Origin of the sequence: Bradyrhizobium sp. R2.2-H (genome assembly GCF_004346455.1) — a bacterium.
Classification (GTDB): Bacteria; Pseudomonadota; Alphaproteobacteria; order Rhizobiales; family Xanthobacteraceae; genus Bradyrhizobium; species Bradyrhizobium diversitatis.
Genome location: NZ_SMBR01000018.1, coordinates 70,050 through 91,193, shown reverse-complemented (window position 1 = coordinate 91,193; position 21,144 = coordinate 70,050). Strand labels below are relative to the sequence as shown.

Annotated in this window: 18 protein-coding genes; 15 read left to right on the top strand and 3 right to left on the bottom strand. The window is 65.1% G+C overall.

The annotated features are described in order from the left end of the window. Positions 1-4 precede the first annotated feature (4 nt). Together mobA and EDE08_RS33550 are read right to left on the bottom strand one after the other, a co-directional pair. Entirely contained in the window at positions 5-661 is a 657-nt protein-coding gene (mobA, locus tag EDE08_RS33555) for a molybdenum cofactor guanylyltransferase MobA (RefSeq protein ID WP_207913166.1), read from the bottom strand. Beyond that, positions 642-1,532: a formate dehydrogenase accessory sulfurtransferase FdhD gene (locus tag EDE08_RS33550; protein WP_131873679.1), complete on the bottom strand. Its 891-nt coding sequence runs from the start codon at positions 1,530-1,532 to the stop codon at positions 642-644. Before EDE08_RS33550 ends, mobA begins: the two co-directional genes overlap by 20 nt. A gap of 209 nt (positions 1,533-1,741) precedes the next feature. Between EDE08_RS33550 and mobB the strand changes: the two genes are divergently transcribed. From mobB to EDE08_RS33475, 15 genes are all read left to right on the top strand, one after another. Next, on the top strand, positions 1,742-2,269 hold the full coding sequence (gene mobB, locus EDE08_RS33545) for a molybdopterin-guanine dinucleotide biosynthesis protein B (RefSeq protein ID WP_131873681.1): 528 nt from the start codon (positions 1,742-1,744) through the stop codon (positions 2,267-2,269). Between the two features lie 9 nt (positions 2,270-2,278). Beyond that, positions 2,279-3,535 carry a molybdopterin molybdotransferase MoeA gene (locus tag EDE08_RS33540; protein ID WP_131873682.1) on the top strand — a complete coding sequence of 419 codons (1,257 nt, stop codon included), beginning with the start codon at positions 2,279-2,281 and terminating at the stop codon, positions 3,533-3,535. Between the two features lie 46 nt (positions 3,536-3,581). Then, positions 3,582-3,815, top strand: a complete 234-nt coding sequence (locus EDE08_RS33535; RefSeq protein WP_061024365.1) for a sulfurtransferase TusA family protein — start codon at positions 3,582-3,584, stop codon at positions 3,813-3,815. A gap of 142 nt (positions 3,816-3,957) precedes the next feature. After that, positions 3,958-5,391, top strand: coding sequence for a sigma-54-dependent transcriptional regulator (locus tag EDE08_RS33530; RefSeq protein WP_131873685.1), 1,434 nt, complete (start codon positions 3,958-3,960; stop codon positions 5,389-5,391). After that, positions 5,384-7,408: a sensor histidine kinase gene (locus tag EDE08_RS33525; protein WP_131873687.1), complete on the top strand. Its 2,025-nt coding sequence runs from the start codon at positions 5,384-5,386 to the stop codon at positions 7,406-7,408. The genes EDE08_RS33530 and EDE08_RS33525 overlap by 8 nt, the downstream gene beginning before the upstream one ends. A 340-nt stretch (positions 7,409-7,748) precedes the next feature. After that, positions 7,749-9,401, top strand: a complete 1,653-nt coding sequence (locus EDE08_RS33520; RefSeq protein ID WP_131873689.1) for an OFA family MFS transporter — start codon at positions 7,749-7,751, stop codon at positions 9,399-9,401. Positions 9,402-9,712: 311 nt separating this feature from the next. Further along, positions 9,713-11,416, top strand: coding sequence for an NADH-ubiquinone oxidoreductase-F iron-sulfur binding region domain-containing protein (locus EDE08_RS33515; protein ID WP_131873691.1), 1,704 nt, complete (start codon positions 9,713-9,715; stop codon positions 11,414-11,416). Further along, on the top strand, positions 11,413-14,181 hold the full coding sequence (gene fdhF / locus EDE08_RS33510) for a formate dehydrogenase subunit alpha (RefSeq protein WP_131873693.1): 2,769 nt from the start codon (positions 11,413-11,415) through the stop codon (positions 14,179-14,181). The genes EDE08_RS33515 and fdhF overlap by 4 nt, the downstream gene beginning before the upstream one ends. A 250-nt stretch (positions 14,182-14,431) precedes the next feature. Further along, a complete protein-coding gene (gene ybaK, locus EDE08_RS33505) occupies positions 14,432-14,905 on the top strand; it encodes a Cys-tRNA(Pro) deacylase (RefSeq protein WP_131873695.1) in 474 nt (157 codons plus the stop codon). A 12-nt stretch (positions 14,906-14,917) separates the two neighbouring features. After that, entirely contained in the window at positions 14,918-16,003 is a 1,086-nt protein-coding gene (locus tag EDE08_RS33500; RefSeq protein ID WP_131873697.1) for a HupE/UreJ family protein, read from the top strand. Between the two features lie 176 nt (positions 16,004-16,179). Beyond that, positions 16,180-16,623 carry a hypothetical protein gene (locus EDE08_RS33495; protein WP_131873699.1) on the top strand — a complete coding sequence of 148 codons (444 nt, stop codon included), beginning with the start codon at positions 16,180-16,182 and terminating at the stop codon, positions 16,621-16,623. Then, entirely contained in the window at positions 16,620-17,477 is an 858-nt protein-coding gene (locus tag EDE08_RS33490) for an alpha/beta fold hydrolase (RefSeq protein ID WP_131873701.1), read from the top strand. The genes EDE08_RS33495 and EDE08_RS33490 overlap by 4 nt, the downstream gene beginning before the upstream one ends. 16 nt (positions 17,478-17,493) lie before the next feature. Further along, positions 17,494-18,690, top strand: a complete 1,197-nt coding sequence (locus EDE08_RS33485) for an ABC transporter substrate-binding protein (RefSeq protein ID WP_131873703.1) — start codon at positions 17,494-17,496, stop codon at positions 18,688-18,690. 62 nt (positions 18,691-18,752) lie between these two features. Then, entirely contained in the window at positions 18,753-19,634 is an 882-nt protein-coding gene (locus EDE08_RS33480) for an NAD(P)-dependent oxidoreductase (protein WP_131873705.1), read from the top strand. 8 nt (positions 19,635-19,642) lie between these two features. After that, complete coding sequence (locus tag EDE08_RS33475) at positions 19,643-20,398, top strand: IclR family transcriptional regulator (RefSeq protein WP_131873707.1); 756 nt, start codon at positions 19,643-19,645, stop codon at positions 20,396-20,398. Between the two features lie 5 nt (positions 20,399-20,403). Here the strand turns inward: EDE08_RS33475 and EDE08_RS33470 are convergent, their stop codons facing one another. Further along, the gene (locus EDE08_RS33470) at positions 20,404-21,087 is read right to left on the bottom strand and encodes a GntR family transcriptional regulator (RefSeq protein WP_131873708.1); all 684 of its coding nucleotides are present in this window, start codon (positions 21,085-21,087) and stop codon (positions 20,404-20,406) included. Between the last annotated feature and the right edge of the window lie 57 nt (positions 21,088-21,144).

Genomic DNA, 21,144 nt, shown 5'->3' with positions numbered 1-21,144 from the left:
GCTGCTAGGATGCCTCATCCAGCGCCGCCAGGCGCTCGGCTTCGGAGATGTCCTCGACCGTGTTGGCATTGAAGAACGGATCGAGCGGCTCCGCCGGCCACGTCACCGTTGCGAGTGGATAGCGCGCGGTCCAGCGGTCGATCTTGCGGAGATCCTCGACGACCAGCGCGTGGCGCAGCTCGTTGCGCAAGGCGACGCGCCACAGCCCGATCACCGGATGCGACTGCTGGCCTGACGCGGCGACCGCAAGCTGCGCGTTCTCTCGCGCGCGTGCGTCATGCAGCCGTGCGACGAGATCGCGCGGCAGGAACGGGCAGTCGCCGGCGGCGCTGACCACCCATTCGATCTCCGGCCGGTTCGTCGCGGCCCAGTCGAGCGCAGCGAGGATGCCGGCGAGGGGGCCGGGAAAGCCGGGCACGTCGTCGGCCACGACGTGCAGGCCGAACGCAGCAAAGCGGGCGGGATCGCCGTTCGCGTTGAGGATCAGCCCGCTGCACTGGGGCGAAAGGCGCGCGATCACGCGCTCCAGGATGGTACGCCCGCCAATGGTGCGCATCGGCTTGTCGCCGCCGCCCATGCGCCGTGCGAGGCCGCCGGCGAGCAGCACGCCGAGAGTCGATGGAACGCCCGTTGCCGAAATCCTAGTCGTCACCACCTTCACCCTTGCGCTTGTGCCTGGCCGACTCCTCCTCGACGTAAGCAAGGTTCTGGTCGTAGACGATGCGCTCCTCGCCTGCGAGCGCAATGAAGCGCTTTCCGCGGGTGCGTCCCACCAGCGTCAGCCCGACCTGCCTTGCGAGATCGACGCCCCAGGCGGTGAAGCCGGAGCGCGACACCAGAATCGGAATGCCCATGCGGACGGTCTTGATCACCATCTCCGAGGTGAGACGCCCGGTGGTGTAGAGGATCTTGTCGCCAGGCTCGACGCCGTGGCGGTACATCCAGCCCGCGATCTTGTCGACGGCGTTGTGGCGGCCGACGTCCTCGGTGTAGCAGAGTGGTTCTCCCGCCTTGCACAGCACACAGCCGTGGATCGCGCCGGCCTCGAGATAGAGCGATGGCATGGTGTTGATGGTCTGCGTCATCTGGTAGAGCCAGGAGGTGCGCAGCTCGGCTTTCGGCAGCGCGACGCTCTCGACGGCCTCCAGCAGATCACCGAAGGCGGTGCCCTGCGCACAGCCCGAGGTCTGCGTGCGCTTCTTCAGCTTGGCCTCGAAATTGGTGTGATGTGCGGTGCGCACCACGACCACCTGGAGGTCGTCGTCGTATTCGACCTCGGTGACCACGTCGTTGAATTTCAGCATATTCTGGTTCAGCAGATAGCCGAGCGCCAGATATTCGGGATAGTCGCCGATCGTCATCATTGTGACGATCTCCTGGGCATTCAGGTAGAGCGTCAGTGGCCGCTCCATCGGGACCTTGATCTCGACCCTGGCGCCGGTCTGGTCGGTCCCGGTCACGCTCTGGGTCAGGCGCGGGTCGTCGGGGTTGGGGATGATCAGGGGTACCGGGGCTTTGTCGATCTTCATCATGGCGGCGAGGTTAGCATGACATTCGGGTCAAGCCGATATATGCATGGCGGGAAAGAGCGAAATGCCGCCTCGGCGTCATTGCGAGCGGAGCGAAGCAATCCAGGATCTTTCCGCGGCGGCAGTCTGGATTGCTTCGCTGCGCTCGCAATGACGGGGTTGGACCGGCGGTTCCACCCAAGGACCGAGTCGTGCGCAGCGACGGAGCTGGAATGAAAGTCATCGGCCTTGCAGGCTGGAGCGGTGCGGGCAAGACAACGCTATTGACGCGGCTGATCCCGCATTTCAACGCGCAGGGCCTGCGCGTCTCCGTGATCAAGCATGCGCATCACCAGTTCGACGTCGACGTGCCGGGCAAGGATTCCTGGCGCCATCGCGAGGCCGGCGCGGCGGAGGTGCTGGTCGCCTCGGCCAACCGCTGGGCGCTGATGCATGAGCTGCGCGGGGCGGCGGAGCCGCGGCTGCCGGAGCTGCTCGGCAAGCTCTCCGCCGTCGATCTCGTCGTGGTCGAGGGTTTCAAGCGTGAGCCGCATCGCAAGATCGAGGTGCACCGCGCCGGCAACGGCAAGCCGCTGCTGTTTCCCGATGATCCCGGCATTGCCGGGATTGCGAGCGACGTCGCGATTGACACAAGGCTGCCGACTGTCCATCTCGACGATATCGCGGCTGCCGCGGAACTGTTGCTGCGCGCGGCGATGCCGGTCGAGGAGGCGGTGGCAAAGAGCGCCGCGATACGCTGACGAGGCACCATGGCGCAACTATCGGACGATTGCTTTGCCTTCGGCGGCCCGATGATGTCGGTCGACGAAGCCGTTGGCCTCATCACGACGCGCGTCAACGCGATTGTCGATCTGGAAACCGTGGCGCTGGTCGACGCCGACGGGCGCGTGCTCGCGCGCGATGTGGCCGCACCTTTGCCGCTGCCGCCGTTCACCAACTCCGCCGTCGACGGTTACGCCCTGCGCAACGCCGACCTTCCGGAAAGCGCCGAACGGGCGTTCCCGCTCGACGGTCGCATCCAGGCCGGCGGCGTTGCACAGGCACCGATCAAGTCCGGTCACACCGCGCGCATCTTCACCGGCGCGCCGATGCCGCCCGATGCGGACACCGTCTTTATGCAGGAGGACGTTCGCATCGATGATTCCGGCAGGATCGTGCTGCCGCCGGGGCTGAAGCGTGGGGCCAATGTCCGTCCCGCAGGCGAGGACATTCCGCAAGGTCACGTCGCGCTGCGCGCCGGCCAACGCTTGCGACCGCAGCATGTCGCCCTTGCCGCCGCGTTCGGCCTGACGGGGCTCGATGTCGTCAGGCGCATCCGTGTCGCCGTGTTCTCGACCGGCGACGAATTGGCGTCGCCCGGCGAACCGCGCGCCGCCTCGCAGCTGTTCGATTCCAATCGTTTCATGCTGCTGGCGATGCTGCGTCGGCTCGGCTGCGAGGTCAGCGACCTCGGCATTCTGCGCGACGAGCGGACGTCGCTCGCGAACGGCTTGAAGCAGGTCGCAGGTCACCATGACCTGATCCTCACCACCGGCGGTGTCTCGACCGGCGAGGAGGATCACGTCAAGGCGGCGGTCGAGAGTATCGGCTCGCTGGTGCTGTGGCGGATGGCGATCAAGCCCGGCCGTCCCGTGGCGATGGGCATCATCGGCGGCACGCCGCTGATCGGATTGCCCGGCAATCCCGTCGCGAGCTTCGTGACGTTCGTCCATGTGGTGCGACCGACGGTGTTGGCGCTCGCGGGTGGCTTGCCGGAACCGTTGACGCCCATCCCGCTGCGCGCGGCGTTCACTTACAGGAAGAAGGCCGGCCGGCGGGAATATGTGCGCGCCTCGCTGCGGCGCGCGCAGGACGGTGCGCTCGAGGCGATCAAGTTTCCGCGCGAGGGGGCCGGGCTGCTGTCGTCGCTGGTCGAGACCGATGGCCTCGTCGAACTCGGCGAGGACATCACGAATGTCGAGCCGGGGCAGGACGTCGGCTTCCTGTCCTACGCGGGTCTGCTCTAGGCGCCCTTGCGTTGACGTGATCGACCGGTCCCGCCATGTTGCGGCCATGACCAGAACCATGCTCGATCTCACCGGACTGAAATGCCCGCTGCCCGCCCTGAAGACGCGCAAGGCGCTCAAGCCTTTGCAGCCGGGTGATCAGCTCGAGGTTCACTGCACCGATCCCCTGTCGGTGATTGACATTCCGAACCTGATCCGCGAGACCGGCGACAAGGTCGAGATCACCGAGCGCAACGAGGCGCGCATCGTGTTCCTGGTCGAAAAGAGCGGCGCCCCGTAAAAAGGCGAATATTCACGGCGGCGACGTTTGACTATGCTGCGCCCGCGGGGGAACGGCCGTAGCTTTCGCTGCAATGCGAAAGACGCCGATTGTTGCGGTGAACGATCTCAAACCCAAGATTCTCAAACCTAAGACATCGGGCATGACTTTCTCAACATCGAGGGTAAGCGCAGCCGCAAATCCCGCGGTGGGACGCGAACCTGACGTCAAGCTCGGCAAGGCGGCTGCAGGACCGGAGTTCAGCGCGCTGGCGCAGGCCTCCATCCTGATCGTCGACGACGAGCCGGGCATGCGCAATTTCCTGGTGCGCACGCTTGCGCCGCGCTGCAAGCTGGTGGACGAGGCGGCCGATACCGACCAGGCCTCGCGCAAGCTCGATTCAAACCGCTACGACGTCGTCATTCTCGACAACATCATGCCCGGCAAGAATGGCGTCGACTGGCTCGCCGAGCAGCGCGCCGTCGGCTTCTTTGCCGATGCCATCCTGATCACCGCCTATGCCGACCTGGACACCGCGATCCAGGCCCTGCGCGCCGGTGCGGCCGACTTCGTGCTCAAGCCGTTCCGCTCCAACCAGATCCTCAACGCGGTGGCGCGATGCCTCGACCGCGTCCGCCTCCAGCGCGAGAATTATGTTCTGCGCTACGCTCTGCGTGCCTCGTCCGACCGCACCTTTCTGCGCGACAATCTGATCGGACAGTCGGCAGCGACGCTGCGCGTGCGTGAGACCATTGCGCGCGTCGCGCGCCTGCCGACCTCGATTCTCCTCACCGGCGAATCCGGCACCGGCAAGGAAGTGGCAGCGCGCTCGATCCACTCGCTGTCCGACCGCGCCGACAAGCCCTTCGTGCCCGTGAATTGCGCGGCGATCCCGCCCGACATGATCGAGGCCGAGCTGTTCGGACACATCAAGGGCGCCTTCACCGGCGCCGATTCGGGCCGCGAGGGCTTGTTCCTGTATGCCCATGGCGGCACGCTGTTCCTCGACGAGATCGGGGAGCTGCCGCTGCCGATGCAGAGCAAGCTGCTCCGCGTGCTCGAAGACCGCCGCGTCCGTCCGGTCGGCTCCGAGCGTGAAGTTCCGGTCGACCTGCGCTTCATCTTCGCGACCAATGCCGAACTGGAGAAGGAGGTCGAGAAGGGCCGCTTCCGGGCCGACCTGTTCTACCGGCTCAACGTGATGCAGATCCGCCTGCCGCTCCTGAAGGATCGCGGCGACGACGTGCAGGAGCTCGCCACCATCTTCATGAGCAAGCTGTCGGTGCAGCTCGGCATGCCGCCGGTGCCGATCGACGCCTCGGTGCGGGCGGCGCTCGCAAGCTATGACTGGCCGGGCAATGTGCGCGAGCTGCGCAATTTGATCGAGCGCGCGCTGATCCTCGGCGCCTTCCCCGACGATTTCGCCGGTCCCCGCAACAACGGTCAGTCGGCGCCAGCCGACAGTCTCGCGGAGCTCGAGCGCCGTCACATTCTCGGCGTGCTGAAGGAGGTCAATGGCAACCGCGAGGAGGCGGCTCGGCGTCTCGGCATCTCGCGCAAGACCATCGACCGCAAATGCGCGTTGTGGGATGTCTGATGCTGCCGGCCGCAGCGGCGAGCCCGTGCGGGGACGCTCCGTCCGCTTCCGGCTGCTCGCGATCGCGCTGCTGCCGATGCTGGTCATCCTGCCGCTCCTGCTCGGCGTTGCGATCTATCGCTGGAACGCGAAATTCGACGCGACCCTGATCTCCAAGGTGAACGGCGATCTCACCATCGCCCACCAATATCTCGCCCGCATCCTGGAAAGGACCGGCGCCCAGCTGCGGGCGCTCAGCCTGTCGGCCCGCTTCCACGAGGTGCTGGCGCCGGATGCGCGCAGCTCATTGCAGGATCTGCTCGAGGAGACCCGCAAGGAGATCGGTCTCGATTTCCTGTATCTGACCAACGATCGCGGGGATGTCCTGGCCTCGTCGCCGCCGTTGCAGCGTCGACCGAGGAGCGACTGGCCGATCATCACCTCGGCGCTGTCGGGCCAGGTCCCTGCAACAGGCGTCGACATCTTCGGCAATGACGAGCTCGCCGCAATTTCGCCGGCCCTCGCCGAGCGCGCGCGATTGGACCTCGTGCCGACCCCGAACGCAGTGCCGACCGACCGCAGCACGGAGACGCGCGGCATGGTCGTGCATGCGGCGAGCCGGGCGATGCTGCCTGACGGTGGCGCCGCTGCGCTGGTCGGCGGCACGCTGCTCAACCAGAACCTGGAATTCATCGACACGATCAACGATCTCGTTTATCGCGCGGCGAGCCTGCCGGAGGGCAGCCAGGGCACCGCGACGCTGTTCCTGGACGACGTGCGGATATCGACCAACGTCCGCCTGTTCGAGGGGCGGCGCGCGCTCGGCACGCGCGTGTCGGCGGCGGTGCGCTCGGCCGTGCTGGGCGAGGGGCGCACCTGGCTCGACAGCGCCTTCGTGGTCAACGACTGGTACATCTCCGCCTATGAGCCGCTGGTCGACAGTTACGGCAAGCGGGTCGGCATGCTCTATGTCGGCTTCCTGGAGAAGCCGTTCAGCGAAGCCAAATACCAGACATTGGTGATCATCGTCGCAGCGTTCATCGCCATCACCGCCGCGACCGTGCCGATCTTCCTGCGCTGGGCGAGCTCCATCTTCATGCCGCTGGAGCGCGTCACGGCGACGATCAGCGAGGTCGAGCGCGGGAATCTCTCCGCCCGCACCAAGATGCCGGTGCTGGGTGACGAGATCGGCCGCGTCGCGGTTCATCTCGACAGCCTGCTCGACCAGATCCAGGAACGCGACCGACAGCTCCGGGAGTGGAATGAGGAGCTGAACATCCGCGTGCGCGAGCGCACGCGCGACCTCGAGCACGCCAATCTCAAGCTCGAGGCCACCACCAAGCAGCTCATCATGTCCGAGAAGCTGGCTGCAATCGGCGAGATCACCGCCGGCGTGGCCCATGAGATCAACAATCCGATCGCGGTGATGCAGGGCAATCTCGACGTCATCCGCAGCGTGTTCGGCGCCGATGCTGACAAGGCGAAGGTCGAGTTCCGCCTGCTCGACGAGCAGATTCACCGCATCAGCCAGATCGTGACCAAGCTGCTGCAGTTCGCAAGGCCGGAGGAATATGCCGGCTATGTCGAGCGCCATGCGCCGGCCAGCGTCATCTCCGACTGTCTGCCGCTGGTGCAGCATCTTCTGAACAAGACCGAGATCGGCGTGGTCAGGGACGACCGCGCCAACCGGCTCGTGCTGATGAACCGCAACGAGCTGCAGCAGGTCCTGGTCAATCTCATCGTCAACGCGATCCACGCCATGCCGGACGGCGGAACCCTGACGCTTCGCTCCTTCGATGCCGAGCGCGACGGCCATCGAGGCGTCGCCATCGAAGTCACTGATACCGGCATCGGCATGAGCACCGAGGTGATCGAAAAGATATTCGATCCCTTCTTCTCCACGAAACAGCGGCAAGGCACCGGGCTCGGCCTCTCCATCAGCCAGACGCTGATCAAGCGCCAAGGCGGACAGATCACGGCCGAAAGCCGCGTCGGCTCCGGAAGTACATTCACGGTGTGGCTGCCGGAAGCGGCCTGATTGGACATTTTGTCCGAGGGATTCAGGACATTCTGTCCCCTGCAATATATTGCGTTGCGGGAAGTCGTTGAACCGTCACGATGCGGCTTCTGGCACGTGTGTTGCTCATCTCATGAGAGGGTGTTGAGGGGGATGAGGGCGCGATAGCCGTCACGGCAACGCTGCTTGCGAGGCGAAGGACAACCCGCGATCGGCTGCTTGTTCGGCGCATATGAGGCGATGCGCATCAGACGATTCTCCTTCGACATGAAGTCCGACCTGTCATGCGCGGCTGCCAAGCACGCACACGACCGGTCTCAAACCGATGTGCCGGCAAGGCCGCGCTTGGGAGGGAATGCTTATGACGACTGCCGATACCGTTCTTGCACCGGTTGGTGCCTCCGGCTTCCTCGATCGTGAACGCACGATCGCGACGGCCGGTTTCAATCGCTGGCTGGTGCCGCCGGCAGCGCTGTGTATCCATCTGTGCATAGGCATGGCCTACGGCTTCTCGGTGTTCTGGCTGCCGCTGTCGCGCGCGATCGGCATCGCGGCGCCGAAGTCATGCCCGGACATGTCGCTGTGGCAGGAGCTGTTCACAACGAGCTGCGACTGGAAGGTCGCCAGCCTGGGGTGGATGTACACGCTGTTCTTTGTCCTGCTCGGCGTCTCCGCCGCGATCTGGGGCGGCTGGCTCGAGCGCGCCGGTCCGCGCAAGGCGGGCGTCGTCGCCGCCTGCTGCTGGGGCGGCGGGCTTCTGATCGGTGCCTTCGGCGTCTACGTCCACCAGCTCTGGATCATGTGGCTTGGTTGTGGCGTGATCGGCGGCGTCGGACTCGGGCTCGGCTACATCTCTCCGGTGTCGACTTTGATCAAATGGTTTCCGGATCGCCGCGGCATGGCGACCGGCATGGCCATCATGGGATTTGGCGGCGGTGCCATGATCGGAGCACCCCTGGCCAATCTCTTGATCAACTACTTCAAGACGCCCACCTCCGTCGGTGTCTGGGAGACCTTCGTCACGATGGGGGTGGTCTATTTCGTCTTCATGATGATCGGCGCCTTCGCCTATCGCGTGACGCCGGCCGGCTGGAAGCCCGAGGGCTGGACGCCGCCGAGTGAGAAGAAGTCGATGATCACCGAGCACCACGTGCACCTCGACAACGCACACAAGACGCCGCAATTCTGGCTGATCTGGTGGGTGCTCTGCCTCAACGTGTCGGCGGGTATCGGCGTGATCGGCATGGCCTCGCCCATGCTCCAGGAGATCTTCGCAGGCAAGTTGATCGGGCATCCGGAGCTGACCTTCAGCCAGCTCTCGGTTGAACAGAAAGCTGCGATCGCGGCGATCGCTGCCGGCTTCGCCGGTCTCTTGTCATTGTTCAACATCGGCGGCCGCTTCTTCTGGGCCTCGATGTCGGACCTCATGGGGCGCAAGAACACCTATTACACCTTCTTCATCCTCGGCATCGTGCTCTACGCGCTGGCGCCGACCTTCGCGGCGATGGGCTCGAAGCTGCTGTTCGTGCTCGGCTTCGGCATCATCCTGTCGATGTATGGCGGCGGCTTCGCCACCGTTCCGGCCTATCTCGCGGACATGTTCGGCACCCAGTTCGTCGGTGCCATCCACGGCCGGCTGCTGACGGCATGGTCGACCGCGGGCATCATCGGCCCGGTCGTGGTGAACTACATCCGCGAGTTCCAACTCGCGGCCGGCGTTCCCCGCGACCAGCTCTACAACACCACCATGTACATCCTCTGCGCGATGTTGATTGCGGGCCTGATCTGCAACTACCTGATCAAGCCGGTCGATTCGAAGTGGCACATGAAGGACGCCGATGTCGCCAAGTTGCAGGCGGCGAGCGCCAGCGCTGCAGCTGCGGGGCCGCATGGCTCCTACGGCATAGGCTTTGGCGGGCTCGACGCCAGGGCGGCGCTGTTCTGGGCCTTCGTCGGCGTTCCCTTGGCCTGGGGCGTGTGGAAGACGCTGGAGAGCGCGGTCAAGATCTTCTGATCGCGCATTCATCGCGAGCGGGAGCGCACGATGGGCGCTCCCGCCGTAGCTTCGGAGCGGGACTTCGATACGATTTCGCTATCGCAGCATAGGAAGCCTTTATTGATTCTCCAGACCAATTCAGGCTTCGTTCTGTCAGTTGGCGCGTTGGACGAACGCAAGGCCGTGTCCGGGCAGCGATCCACAGTTGTCCTTGGGGCTGCTCGTGGGCTGCACTTAACTGCTTCCTTGAGCATGATAATTTGATTGGCATTTGGCATGCCAGAAGCTAGAACTGGAGCCGTTCTAAAAGACGAGGTCGAGACGAATCGATGAGCCACGACGTGCACAAGGTCCGACCGTTCGAGCATCCCGGTGAGGGGCGCCGACGCGCCAAGGCGACCCCCAAGGGGCGGCAGGTCGATCCCACGGCCGCGCACGAGATCGAGCTATTGCTCGGCGACAGGCCGCGCCGGCGCGATCTCTTGATCGAATATCTGCACCTGATCCAGGACAGATATCACCAGATCTCGGCCGCGCATCTGGCCGCGCTCGCCGACGAGATGAAGCTCGCCTTCGCCGAGGTGTTCGAGACGGCGACCTTCTACGCGCATTTCGACGTGGTGAAGGAAGGTGAGCCCGATATCGCGCCGCTAACGATCCGCGTCTGTGATTCGCTGACTTGCGCGATGCTTGGTGGCGAGAAGCTGCTCCAAGATCTGCAGAGCGCGTCAGGTCCCGGCATCCGCGTCGTGCGCGCGCCCTGCGTCGGTCGTTGTGATACTGCGCCCGCCGCGGAAGTCGGTCACAACTTCGTCGATCACGCCACCGTCGCCAATGTGATGGCGGCGGCCAAGGCCGGCGCCACTCACGCGCATCTGCCCGAATATGTCGACTACGACGCCTATGTCGCCGGCGGCGGTTACAAGCTGCTGGGCCGCCTGCGCTCCGGCGAGTTGTCGAAGGACGATCTCCTGAAAGCGCTCGACGATGCCTCGCTGCGCGGGCTCGGCGGCGCCGGCTTCCCCACGGGACGCAAATGGCGCGCGGTGCTGGGCGAGCCCGGCCCGCGGCTGATGGCGATCAATGGCGACGAGGGCGAGCCCGGTACGTTCAAGGACCGCTACTATCTGGAAACCGATCCGCATCGTTTCATCGAGGGCATGCTGATCGGCGCGCATGTGGTGCAGGCGAGCGACGTCTACATCTATCTGCGCGACGAATATCCGGCCGCACGCGAGATCCTCCAGCGCGAGATCGCAAAGCTGCCGCCGGGCGGCCCGACGCTGCACATGCGGCGCGGCGCCGGCGCCTACATCTGCGGCGAGGAATCCTCGCTGCTCGAAAGCATCGAAGGCAAGCGTGGCCTGCCCCGGCACAAGCCGCCTTATCCGTTCCAGGTCGGCCTGTTCGGCCTGCCGACGCTGATCAACAACATCGAGACGCTGTGGTGGGTACGCGACATCGTCGAGAAGGGCGCCGACTGGTGGAAGGGCCATGGCCGCCACGAGCGTCACGGTCTGCGCAGCTTCTCGGTCTCGGGGCGCGTCAAGAATCCCGGCATGAAGCTCGCGCCATCAGGCATCACCGTGCGTGAGCTGATCGAGGAATATTGCGGCGGCATGGCCGACGGCCATCAGTTCTACGCGTATCTGCCGGGCGGTGCGTCCGGCGGCATCCTGCCGGCATCGATGGACGACATCCCGCTCGATTTCGGCACGCTGGAGAAATACGGCTGCTTCATCGGTTCGGCCGCGATCGTGATCCTGTCGCAAAAGGACAGCGTGCGCGCGGCGGCGCTGAACCTGATGAAGTTCTTCGAGGACGAGAGCTGCGGCCAGTGCACGCCTTGCCGCGTCGGAACCCAGAAGGCGGCGCTGCTGATGCAGAAGCCGGTCTGGAACCGCGCCTTGCTGGAAGAATTGAGCCAGGCGATGCGCGATGCCTCGATCTGCGGGCTCGGACAGGCGGCATCGAATCCGCTGTCCTCCGTGATCAAATATTTCCCTGACGAGTTCAAGGAAGCGGCCGAATGACGAAGATTACGTTCGAGCTCGACGGCAAGCAGGTCGAGGCCAATCCCGGCGAAACGATCTGGCAGGTGGCTAAGCGCCAGGGCCGCGAGATTCCGCATCTGTGCTATTCGCCGGCACCGGACTATCGTCCCGACGGCAATTGCCGCGCCTGCATGGTCGAGATCGAGGGCGAGCGCGTCTTGGCGGCATCCTGCAAGCGCACCCCGTCGGTCGGCATGAAGGTGAAGACCGAGTCCGCGCGCGCGGTGTCGGCGCAAAAGATGGTGATGGAGCTGCTGGTCGCCGACCAGCCGGCGCGCGAGACCTCGCACGATCCGGATTCGAAGTTCTGGCACTGGGCCGAGACGACAGGCGTCACCGAGAGCCGCTTCCCCGCCGCCGAGCGCTGGGCGACCGACGCCAGCCATCCGGCGATGCGTGTCAATCTCGATGCCTGCATCCAGTGCGGCCTGTGCGTGCGCGCCTGCCGCGAGGTCCAGGTCAACGACGTCATCGGCATGGCCTATCGTAGTCACGGCTCGAAAATCGTGTTCGACTTCGACGATCCCATGGGCGAATCCACCTGCGTCGCTTGCGGCGAGTGTGTGCAGGCCTGTCCGACCGGCGCCTTGATGCCGGCCGTGATGCTGGACGAGAAGCAGACCCGCGTGACCTATGCCGACAGGAAGGTCGACTCGCTCTGCCCGTTCTGCGGCGTCGGCTGTCAGGTGACCTACGAGGTCAAGGACGAGAAGGTGATCTATGCCGAGGGCCGTGACGGTCCCGCCAATCACAATCGTCTTTGTGTGAAGGGCCGCTTCGGCTTCGACTACATTCACCATCCGCATCGCCTGACCAAGCCGCTGGTGCGGCTGCCGAATGCGAAGAAAGACGCCAACGACCAGGTCGATCCGGCCAATCCGTTCACCCATTTCCGCGAGGCGACCTGGGAGGAAGCGCTCGACATCGCGGCCAGGGGCCTCGTCAAGATCCGCGACGAGAAGGGCGTGAAGGCGCTGGCCGGCTTCGGCTCGGCCAAGGGCTCGAACGAAGAGGCCTATCTGTTCCAGAAGCTGGTGCGCACCGGCTTCGGTTCGAACAATGTCGACCATTGCACCCGGCTCTGCCACGCCTCGTCGGTGGCGGCGCTGTTCGAAGGTCTGAGCTCGGGCGCGGTGTCGGCGCCGTTCTCCGCCGCGATGGATGCCGAAGTGATCTGGGTGATCGGCGCCAACCCGACCGTGAACCATCCGGTCGCCGCGACCTTCATCAAGAACGCGGTCAAGCAGAACGGCGCCAAGCTGTTCGTGATGGATCCACGCCGGCAGACGCTGTCGCGTCATGCGACCAGGCATCTGCAGTTCAAGCCCGGCTCGGACGTTGCCATGCTGAACGCGATGATCAACACGATCATCACCGAGGGCCTGACCGACGACCAGTACATCGCCGGCTACACCGAGGGCTTTGAGGACCTCAAGGAGAAGATCAAGGAGTTCACGCCTGAGAAGATGGAGCCGATCTGCGGCGTCCCGGCGCAGACACTGCGCGAGGTCGCCCGCACCTATGCGCGCGCAAAATCGTCGATCATCTTCTGGGGCATGGGCATCAGCCAGCACGTCCACGGCACCGACAATGCGCGCTGCCTGATTGCGCTGGCGCTGATCACCGGCCAGGTCGGCCGTCCCGGCACCGGCCTGCATCCGCTGCGCGGCCAGAACAACGTGCAGGGCGCCTCCGACGCCGGGCTGATCCCGATGTTCCTGCCGGACTACCAGCCGGTGGGGCGCGATGATTTGCGCGGCAGCTTCGAAAAGCTCTGGCAGCAGGATCTCGATCCCGTGCGCGGCCTGACCGTGGTCGAGATCATGAACGCGATCCATGCCGGCGAGATCAGGGGCATGTATATCGAGGGCGAAAACCCGGCGATGTCCGATCCCGATCTCCAGCACGCCCGCCAGGCGCTCGCGATGCTCGATCATCTCGTGGTCCAGGATCTCTTCGTCACCGAGACCGCGTTCCACGCCGACGTCATCCTGCCGGCCTCGGCCTTCGCCGAGAAGGAGGGCTCGTTCACCAACACCGACCGCCGCGTCCAGCTCGCGCGCCAGGTGATCAAGCCGCCGGGCGATGCGCGGCAGGATCTCTGGATCATCCAGGAGATCGGCAAGCGCATGGGCCTGCCGTGGAATTATTCCGGTCCCGGCGACGTCTACACCGAGATGGCGGAGCTGATGCCGTCGCTGAAGAACATCAGCTGGGAGCGGCTGCTTCGCGAAGGCGCGGTCACCTATCCGGCCGACGCGCCTGACCAGCCCGGCAACGAGATCATCTTCACCACGGGCTTCCCGACCGCGAGCGGCCGCGGCAAGATCGTGCCGGCCAAGGTGATCCCGCCGGACGAATTGCCCGACGACGAATACCCGATGGTGCTGTCGACCGGCCGCGTGCTGGAGCACTGGCACACCGGCTCGATGACGCGCCGCGCGCAGGTGCTCGACCAGATCGAGCCGGAGGCGGTCGCCTTCATGTCGCCGAAGGACATGCGCAAGAAGAAGCTGGTGCCTGGCGATTTCATTCGCCTGGAGACCCGCCGCGGCGCCGTCGAGGTCAAGGTCCGCTCCGACCGCGACGTGCCGGAGAATATGGTGTTCATGCCGTTCTGCTATGCGGAAGCGGCGGCGAACCTGCTCACCAACCCGGCGCTCGATCCGTTCGGCAAGATCCCGGAGTTCAAGTTCTGCGCAGTGCGTGCCGAACGCGCCGAGATGCGGGACGCGGCGGAGTAGGACGTTCTTGTCGGGTTTGGCAGCCTAGCGCCGCCAAATCCGGCTGTCGTGCCTGCGCATGCGGGGACCCATACTGCGTGATCTCGCGATTGCGGACGGTCGTAGTCCCGACTAGGAGCCTTCGCCAAAACTCCTCCCTGGGGTTATGGGTCCCCGCGTTGCGCGGGGACGACAGCTGAATTTGTGACGGGCATCGTACCCCCATCCCCCACCGCTTCGCTCTTCGCAATGACGGTGCTACATGTGACGCATGTCCAAAGTCACCCCAGCCACGCGCGCGCTTGACGCCGCCGGTGTCGCCTTCACGGTCCACGCCTATGAGTACGATCCCGATGCCGAAAGCATCGGGCTGCAGGCCGCCGCCGCGCTTGGTGAGGACCCGGCGCGCGTCCTGAAGACGCTGATGGCGCAGGTTGACGGCAAGCCGGTCTGCGTGGTCGTGCCGTCCGACCAGGAGGTCTCGATGAAGAAGCTCGCCGCGGCCGCGGGCGGCAAGTCGGCGCAGATGATGAAGCCGCCCGAGGCGGAGCGCGTCACCGGCTACAAGGTCGGCGGCATCAGCCCGTTCGGGCAGCGCAAACCGGTGCGCACCGTGATCGAGCAGAGCGCGCTCGCGCATGAGTCGGTCTATCTCAATGGCGGTCAGCGCGGATTACAGGTGCGGCTGAAGCCGGCCGATGTGCGGGATGTCCTCAAGGCGGTCGTGGCGGATGTGCTGGCGTGACGGAGCGGGATCGTGAGGTGCGCGCTGCTGCTGTGGTTCGCGGCGCTGCTCGGCATCGCTCTCCCGGCTGAAGCGCACCAAGTCAACCTCGTCACGGCGCGCGTGGCGCTGACCGACGATCGCATCGTGAAGGTCGAGCTCGGATTGAAGGGCAGCGATGTCGATCGCCTGATCGGCACGAGGACCTATGATGCGAGACAGGATACGGTCGATCCTGCGGCGGTCGAAGCTGCCAGATCCGCCATCCTGGTCTATATGAGCACGCACCTCAATGTGACAGGTGGCGCCAGGGCTTGCTTGGCCGGAGATGCAGCGATCCTGGCGGACGGCGACGGCATCATCTATCGCAAGAGCTTTGCCTGCGCCGACGCCCCCGGCGACCTCATCTATCGCTCAACCGTGCTGACCGAGAAAGACCCGGCCGCGCGGCAGGTCGTGCTGATCGCGCAGGGCAGATCGGAGGCGCAGGCCTTGCTCGACGCCGGCAACACGACGGTCACGCTCTCGACCGCGCCGCCGCCGCTGTGGTCGACGATGCAGCGCTATCTCCTCACGGGTATCGAGCACATCTTCCTCGGCTACGACCACGTCGCATTCCTGATTGCCGTGGTGCTGTGGGCAAGACGGCTCATTCCGGTCGTCAAGATCGTGACGGCCTTCACCATCGCCCATTCGATTACCTTGTCGCTGGCCGCGCTTGATGTCCTCGTCATGCCGAGCAGCGTTGTGGAGCCTGCGATCGCGGCCTCGATCGTCTTCGTGGCCGTGGAGAACTTCTTCTCGCGCGATGTCGACAAGCGCTGGCGCATGGCCTTTCTGTTCGGGCTGATCCACGGTTTTGGTTTCGCCGGTGCGCTTCGCGAGATCGGGCTGCCACCCAACGCAGCGGTGCCGGCGCTGGCCGCCTTCAACATCGGCGTCGAGATCGGGCAGGTCGCGATCGTCGCAGTCGCGCTGCCGATCCTCCGCGTGGCCGATCGACTGAGTGCTCAGGACCGGTCCGAGCCGGTGAGGGCGGCGGGGCTGGTCTATGCAGTGTCCGCGGTGATCGGCCTGCTCGGCGGCTATTGGCTGCTCGCGCGCGTCCTCGAAGCTTGATCTCGGGCTGCGCCGGCGGCGAGACAAAGCTTCATCCCTGAACGGGCGGCGTCCCGCGGCACCGCATGCGGGCCCCATGCACTTGAGTTCGCCCACAAGCTCTGTATAGAAGCGAAGCTGAAATAGAATAGTGTTCTGTACAACAGAACGATGGAGAGGGAGGGAGGGACGGAACGATGGAATCCGAACACGTCCATCAAGGCGACGGCCAGCCGGTGTTATTCACGCCCGACGCCGTCATCGCGGCTTTCACGGCGATCCCCGACTTGCTGGCACGCGATGTTGCTCTGACCGCCCGCGGGCGCTGGCTCGACGTCGACTGCCTGCTCGGGCCGAGCACGCAGCCATTTCACGTTGCCATCCGCGCCGGGCAGATCGTGGATATGACGTCGGCTCCTGTCCTGATGCGCTCGTGGCGGTTCGCCTACCGTGCGACGCCGGCTGCGCTTGCCGCCTATTGGCAGAAGATGCCGCCGGCGGGCTGGCATGACCTGCTGGCGCTGACCAAGCGCGGACATGCGACCCTTGAGGGGGATCTGCACCCCTTCATGACGCATCTTCAGTACTTCAAGGATCTCTTGGCGCTGCCCCGACAGAACGGCTTTGGAGGCGCGTCATGAGCGGCTTCATCGAGCCGATCGTCGGTCGCTACGTGCATGTCGAAATCGGCGGCGAGATCAACCGCATCTACTTCGAGGAAAACGGCAGCGGCATTCCACTGGTCTGCCTCCACACCGCCGGCTCCGATGCGCGGCAATGGCGACATCTGCTCGCGGATGACGAGTTCACCAGGCATTTCCGCGTCATCGCCTTCGACATGCCCTGGCACGGCAAGTCCAATCCGCCGGACAGCCAATACGGCACCGAATATCGGCTGACCACCGCGAGCTACACCGCGACCATCCGTGCGTTCTGCAACGCGCTGAAGCTGGAGCGCCCGGTGGTGATGGGCTGCTCCATCGGCGGCCGCATCGTGCTCAATCTCGCCATCGAGTACGCGCGCGAGTTTCGCGCCCTGATCGGGCTCGAGGCGGCGGACTTCCAGCAGCCCTGGTACGACACGGCCTGGCTGAACCGGCCCGACGTTCATGGCGGCGAGGTCTGCGCCGCCCTGGTGTCCGGGCTGATCGCGCCTGGCGGCCCGGAAGCTTCGCGCAACGAGACGCTGTGGGGCTACAAGCAGGGTGGCCCCGGCATCTTCAAGGGCGATCTCTATTTCTATCGCGTCGATGGCGACCTGCGCGGGCGCATCCGTAACATCGACGTCAACCAGTGTCCGCTCTATCTCCTCACCGGCGAGTACGATTTCTCCTGCACGCCGGAGGACACGCTGCGGACCGCGGCCGGCATTCCCGGCGCGAGGGCGACCGTGATGGAGCGGCTCGGCCATTTTCCAATGAGTGAAAATCCGGAACAGTTCCGCCGCTACATTGCGCCGGTGCTGCAAGACATCCTCAACAAGCAAAATTCGTAAACGGGAGGCGTATCTTATGAAGTTGCGTTGGATCATGGCGGCAATTCTGGCCGCACAGGCGAGTACCGCGCTTGGAGCCGACAATGTGATCAGGATCGGCGTGCTCAACGACCAGTCCGGCGTGTTCGCCGACAATGGCGGGCGAGGCTCGGTTGCCGCGGCAAAGCTCGCCGCCGAGGACTTCGGCAACGAATTGCTCGGCAAGAAGATCGAGATCATTTCGGCCGACCACCAGAACAAGCCGGATATCGCATCGGCCACCGCGCGCAAATGGTTCGACAACGAGGGCGTCGACATGATCGCGGACGGCGCGGCCTCTTCGGCCGGCTTTGCCATCCTCGAAGTCGCCAAGCAGAAGAACAAGATCTTCGTCATCTCGGGCCCGGGCTCGTCCGACTTCACCGGGAAGTCGTGCTCGCCGGTCAGCTTCCACTTCAACTACGACACTTATGCGCTGTCGAAGCTCACCAGCGACGCGATCACGCGGGCCGGCGGCAAGACCTGGTACTTCGTGACGGCCGACTATGCCTTCGGCCACGCACTTCAGCGCGACGCGACCAGATTCATCGAGGCCGCCGGCGGCAAGGTGACCGGCTCGGCCGCTCATCCGCTCGGCACCGCCGATTTCGCGTCGTTCCTGTTGCAGGCGCAGGGCTCCAAGGCCGACGTCGTCGGGCTGGCGACCTCAGGCGCGGACGTGCAGACCGCGATCAAGCAGGCGGGCGAGTTCGGCATCGTCGAAGGCGGTCAGAAGCTCGCCGGTCTTCTCGTCTTCATCACGGACGTGAATTCCCTCGGCCTGAAGGTCACTCAGGGCTTGCAGGTGACGACTTCGTTCTACTGGGACCTCAACGAGCAAACCCGGGCCTGGTCGAAGCGCTACGCCGCTCTGATGGACGGCAAGGTCGCGAGCATGGTGCAGGCCGGTGTCTATAGCGGCGTCCACCACTACCTTGCCGCGGTGAAGGCGGCGGGCACGACGGATGCGACGGCTGTTGCCGCCAAGATGCACGAGATGAAAGTCAACGATATGTACAACAAGGACGTTGCGATCCGCCCCGACGGGCGCGTGCTGCATACGATGTATCTGGTGCAGGTGAAAAAGCCGGAGGAGTCCAAGTACAAGTTCGACTATTACCGGATCGTCAGCTCCAAGCCGGGTGAAGAGGTATTCCGGCCGATGAGCGAAGGCGGCTGTCCGCTGGTGAAATAAATGCGTCGGCCGGGCGGGCTCGCACCCGCCCGGCCGCAGGATTTTCGAAGGAGAATAACGGAATGTCTGGTTCGATCGGGTTCATCGGTCTCGGTGTCATGGGAGAGCCGATCTGCCGCAACCTCTTGCGCAAGAGCGGACGGCCGGTGCTGGCGTTCGACCTCGCCGCAGAGCCGCTGGCGCGGATCGCTGCGGATGGGGGCACCGCGGCGAGGTCGGTCGAAGATGTCGTCGGCGGCACCGAGACGATCTTCCTGTGCCTGCCCAGCGCCAGGCATGTGATGTCGGTGTTCGAAGCTATCCTGCCGGCCATCGGAAGCGGCCAGACCGTGGTCGATCTCGGCACCTCCGATGTCGGCCTGACGCGGTCGTTCGCGAAGCAACTCGCCGACAAGGGTGCGCTCTGGATCGACGCACCGATCGCGCGCACGCGTCAGGCCGCGCAGGACGGCACGCTCAGCGTCATGGTTGGCGCGACAGTCGAGCAGTTCGCGAAGGTCGAGCCGCTGATCCGGCATTTCGCCACGGATGTCACCCTCTGCGGCGACACCGGGGCCGGGCAGGTCACGAAGATCCTCAACAACATGGTGCTGTTCGAGACCGTCAATGCGCTGGCGGAGGCGGTCGCGATCGCCAAGCACAGCGGCGTCGAGCCGAAGCTGCTGCTGGAGACCCTGTCCAAGGGGTCGGCGGACAGTTTTGCCCTGCGTAACCATGGCATGAAGGCGATCGTCGCCAGGGAGTTTCCGCTGCGCGCCTTCTCGACCGAGTATGCAATGAAGGATCTCTCCTACGCGCTGGAGCTGGGTGCGCAGACCGGGCTAGATCTGCGCGGCGCGGCGCTCATGCGCACGATCTTCCAGGAGACGATCGACAAGGGCATGGGCGACGCCTATTTTCCCGTCATCGCAAAGCTCATCGATCCCTCCGGATTCCCTGACTAGGAGACCGCATGCCTTCGTCCGGTGTCGCCGCCGTCGACCGCGCCCTGAGCATCCTTGCGGCCTTCGAGGATGCGCCGGAGCCGATGACTCTGGCCGAGCTCGCCCGGCGCACCAAAATGTACAAGAGCACGCTGCTGCGGCTGATGACGTCGCTTCAGGAATTCGGCTATCTCGTGCAGTTCGCCGACGGCCGCTATCACCTCGGCCCGACGCCGTTCCGGCTCGGTGCGGTCTACCAGCGCAGCAACAATCTGCATGATCGGGTGGTGCCGCTGTTGCGGCAGCTCGTGGCCGACGGCACCGAAAGCCCGTCGTATCATGTGCGGCATGACGCCAAGCGCAGGCTCTGCGTCTTCCGTGTCGATTCCGGGCATTCGACGCTCGACCGGGTCGAGGCGGGCATGCTCCTGCCGCTCGACCGCGGCGCAGCCGGCCGCGTCATTCTCGCCTTCGACGGCGAGAAAGGCGAGGGCTACGACGAGATCCGAAAGGACTGCGCCGCCGTGTCCTTTGGCGAGCGTGATCCGGATTGCGCCGGACTTGCCTGCCCGGTGTTTGGCCCCGCTGGCAAATGCGTTGGCGCCCTGTCGCTCTCGGGACCGAAGCTGCGCTTCACGCGGGACAATATCAAGGCGATGACGTCGCTGTTGCTGAAGGCTGCCATCCGCCTGACGCGCACGCTGGGCGGTCCGACCGACCTGCTTGACGATGCCTTGCGGGCCTCGGCTGAAGAGGCGCGTCCCGCGCGCAGGGTGAGGCGGTAGGCGGCCTAGTGCTTCTGCAACAATTTCAGCCGGCAGCGCAGCGCTTCCCGGATATGCGCGCGCGCCAGCTTTTCCGCCTTGTCGCCGTCGCGCGCGGCGATGGCCTCGATGATGCCTTGGTGCTCGCCGTGACTGGTCGAGGGGCGGCCCGATACGGTGAAGGTGGTCGGGCCGAGCAGGGCGATCCAGTCCTGCAATTCGCGCGAAGCGTTGTCGAGATAGCGGTTGCGCGCGGCGCGGCAAATGGCCTCGTGGAAGGCGCGGTTGAGCCGTGCCATCTCCGCGGCGTCGGTCTGCGGCGCCTCGACAAAAGCCTGCTCGATGTCTCGGAGCGCGTCGATCTCCGTCGTTGAGGCGTGCTCGGCGGCAAGGCGCGCGGCGGCGCCTTCCATGATCTCGCGCATGGCGTAGAGCTCGAGCACCTCGGAGATGTCGAGATTGCGAACGATCAGCCCGCGGCCAGCGGCAGGCTCGACGAAGCCGCGTGCCGCAAGGCGGCCCAGCGCTTCGCGAACCGGGGTGCGGCTGACCTTCAGCCGCTGGGCGACTTCCTCCTCGCGCAGGCGGTCGCCCGCGCGGTAGCTGCCGGCTTGGAGCGCCTCGCACAGCGAGCGGAACACGGCTTCCCCCAGCGCAACGCCGGCGCTGCGCGAAATCGACTCGCCTGTCCTTGCCGGGCGTCTGGCCATTGTCCCTCGATGCGCATCCTGCCCATGCAGAGACGCAGCTTGCCGATCTATGTATAT

Bases quoted from the DNA above. Each gene is read 5' to 3' on its own strand.
- EDE08_RS33550 (WP_131873679.1), bottom strand. From the start codon at position 1,532: ATGATGAAGATCGACAAAGCCCCGGTACCCCTGATCATCCCCAACCCC.
- mobB (WP_131873681.1), top strand. From the start codon at position 1,742: ATGAAAGTCATCGGCCTTGCAGGCTGGAGCGGTGCGGGCAAGACAACG.
- EDE08_RS33540 (WP_131873682.1), top strand. From the start codon at position 2,279: ATGGCGCAACTATCGGACGATTGCTTTGCCTTCGGCGGCCCGATGATG.
- EDE08_RS33535 (WP_061024365.1), top strand. From the start codon at position 3,582: ATGACCAGAACCATGCTCGATCTCACCGGACTGAAATGCCCGCTGCCC.
- EDE08_RS33530 (WP_131873685.1), top strand. From the start codon at position 3,958: ATGACTTTCTCAACATCGAGGGTAAGCGCAGCCGCAAATCCCGCGGTG.
- EDE08_RS33525 (WP_131873687.1), top strand. From the start codon at position 5,384: ATGTCTGATGCTGCCGGCCGCAGCGGCGAGCCCGTGCGGGGACGCTCC.
- EDE08_RS33520 (WP_131873689.1), top strand. From the start codon at position 7,749: ATGACGACTGCCGATACCGTTCTTGCACCGGTTGGTGCCTCCGGCTTC.
- EDE08_RS33515 (WP_131873691.1), top strand. From the start codon at position 9,713: ATGAGCCACGACGTGCACAAGGTCCGACCGTTCGAGCATCCCGGTGAG.
- fdhF (WP_131873693.1), top strand. From the start codon at position 11,413: ATGACGAAGATTACGTTCGAGCTCGACGGCAAGCAGGTCGAGGCCAAT.
- ybaK (WP_131873695.1), top strand. From the start codon at position 14,432: ATGTCCAAAGTCACCCCAGCCACGCGCGCGCTTGACGCCGCCGGTGTC.
- EDE08_RS33495 (WP_131873699.1), top strand. From the start codon at position 16,180: ATGGAATCCGAACACGTCCATCAAGGCGACGGCCAGCCGGTGTTATTC.
- EDE08_RS33490 (WP_131873701.1), top strand. From the start codon at position 16,620: ATGAGCGGCTTCATCGAGCCGATCGTCGGTCGCTACGTGCATGTCGAA.
- EDE08_RS33485 (WP_131873703.1), top strand. From the start codon at position 17,494: ATGAAGTTGCGTTGGATCATGGCGGCAATTCTGGCCGCACAGGCGAGT.
- EDE08_RS33480 (WP_131873705.1), top strand. From the start codon at position 18,753: ATGTCTGGTTCGATCGGGTTCATCGGTCTCGGTGTCATGGGAGAGCCG.
- EDE08_RS33475 (WP_131873707.1), top strand. From the start codon at position 19,643: ATGCCTTCGTCCGGTGTCGCCGCCGTCGACCGCGCCCTGAGCATCCTT.
- EDE08_RS33470 (WP_131873708.1), bottom strand. From the start codon at position 21,087: ATGGCCAGACGCCCGGCAAGGACAGGCGAGTCGATTTCGCGCAGCGCC.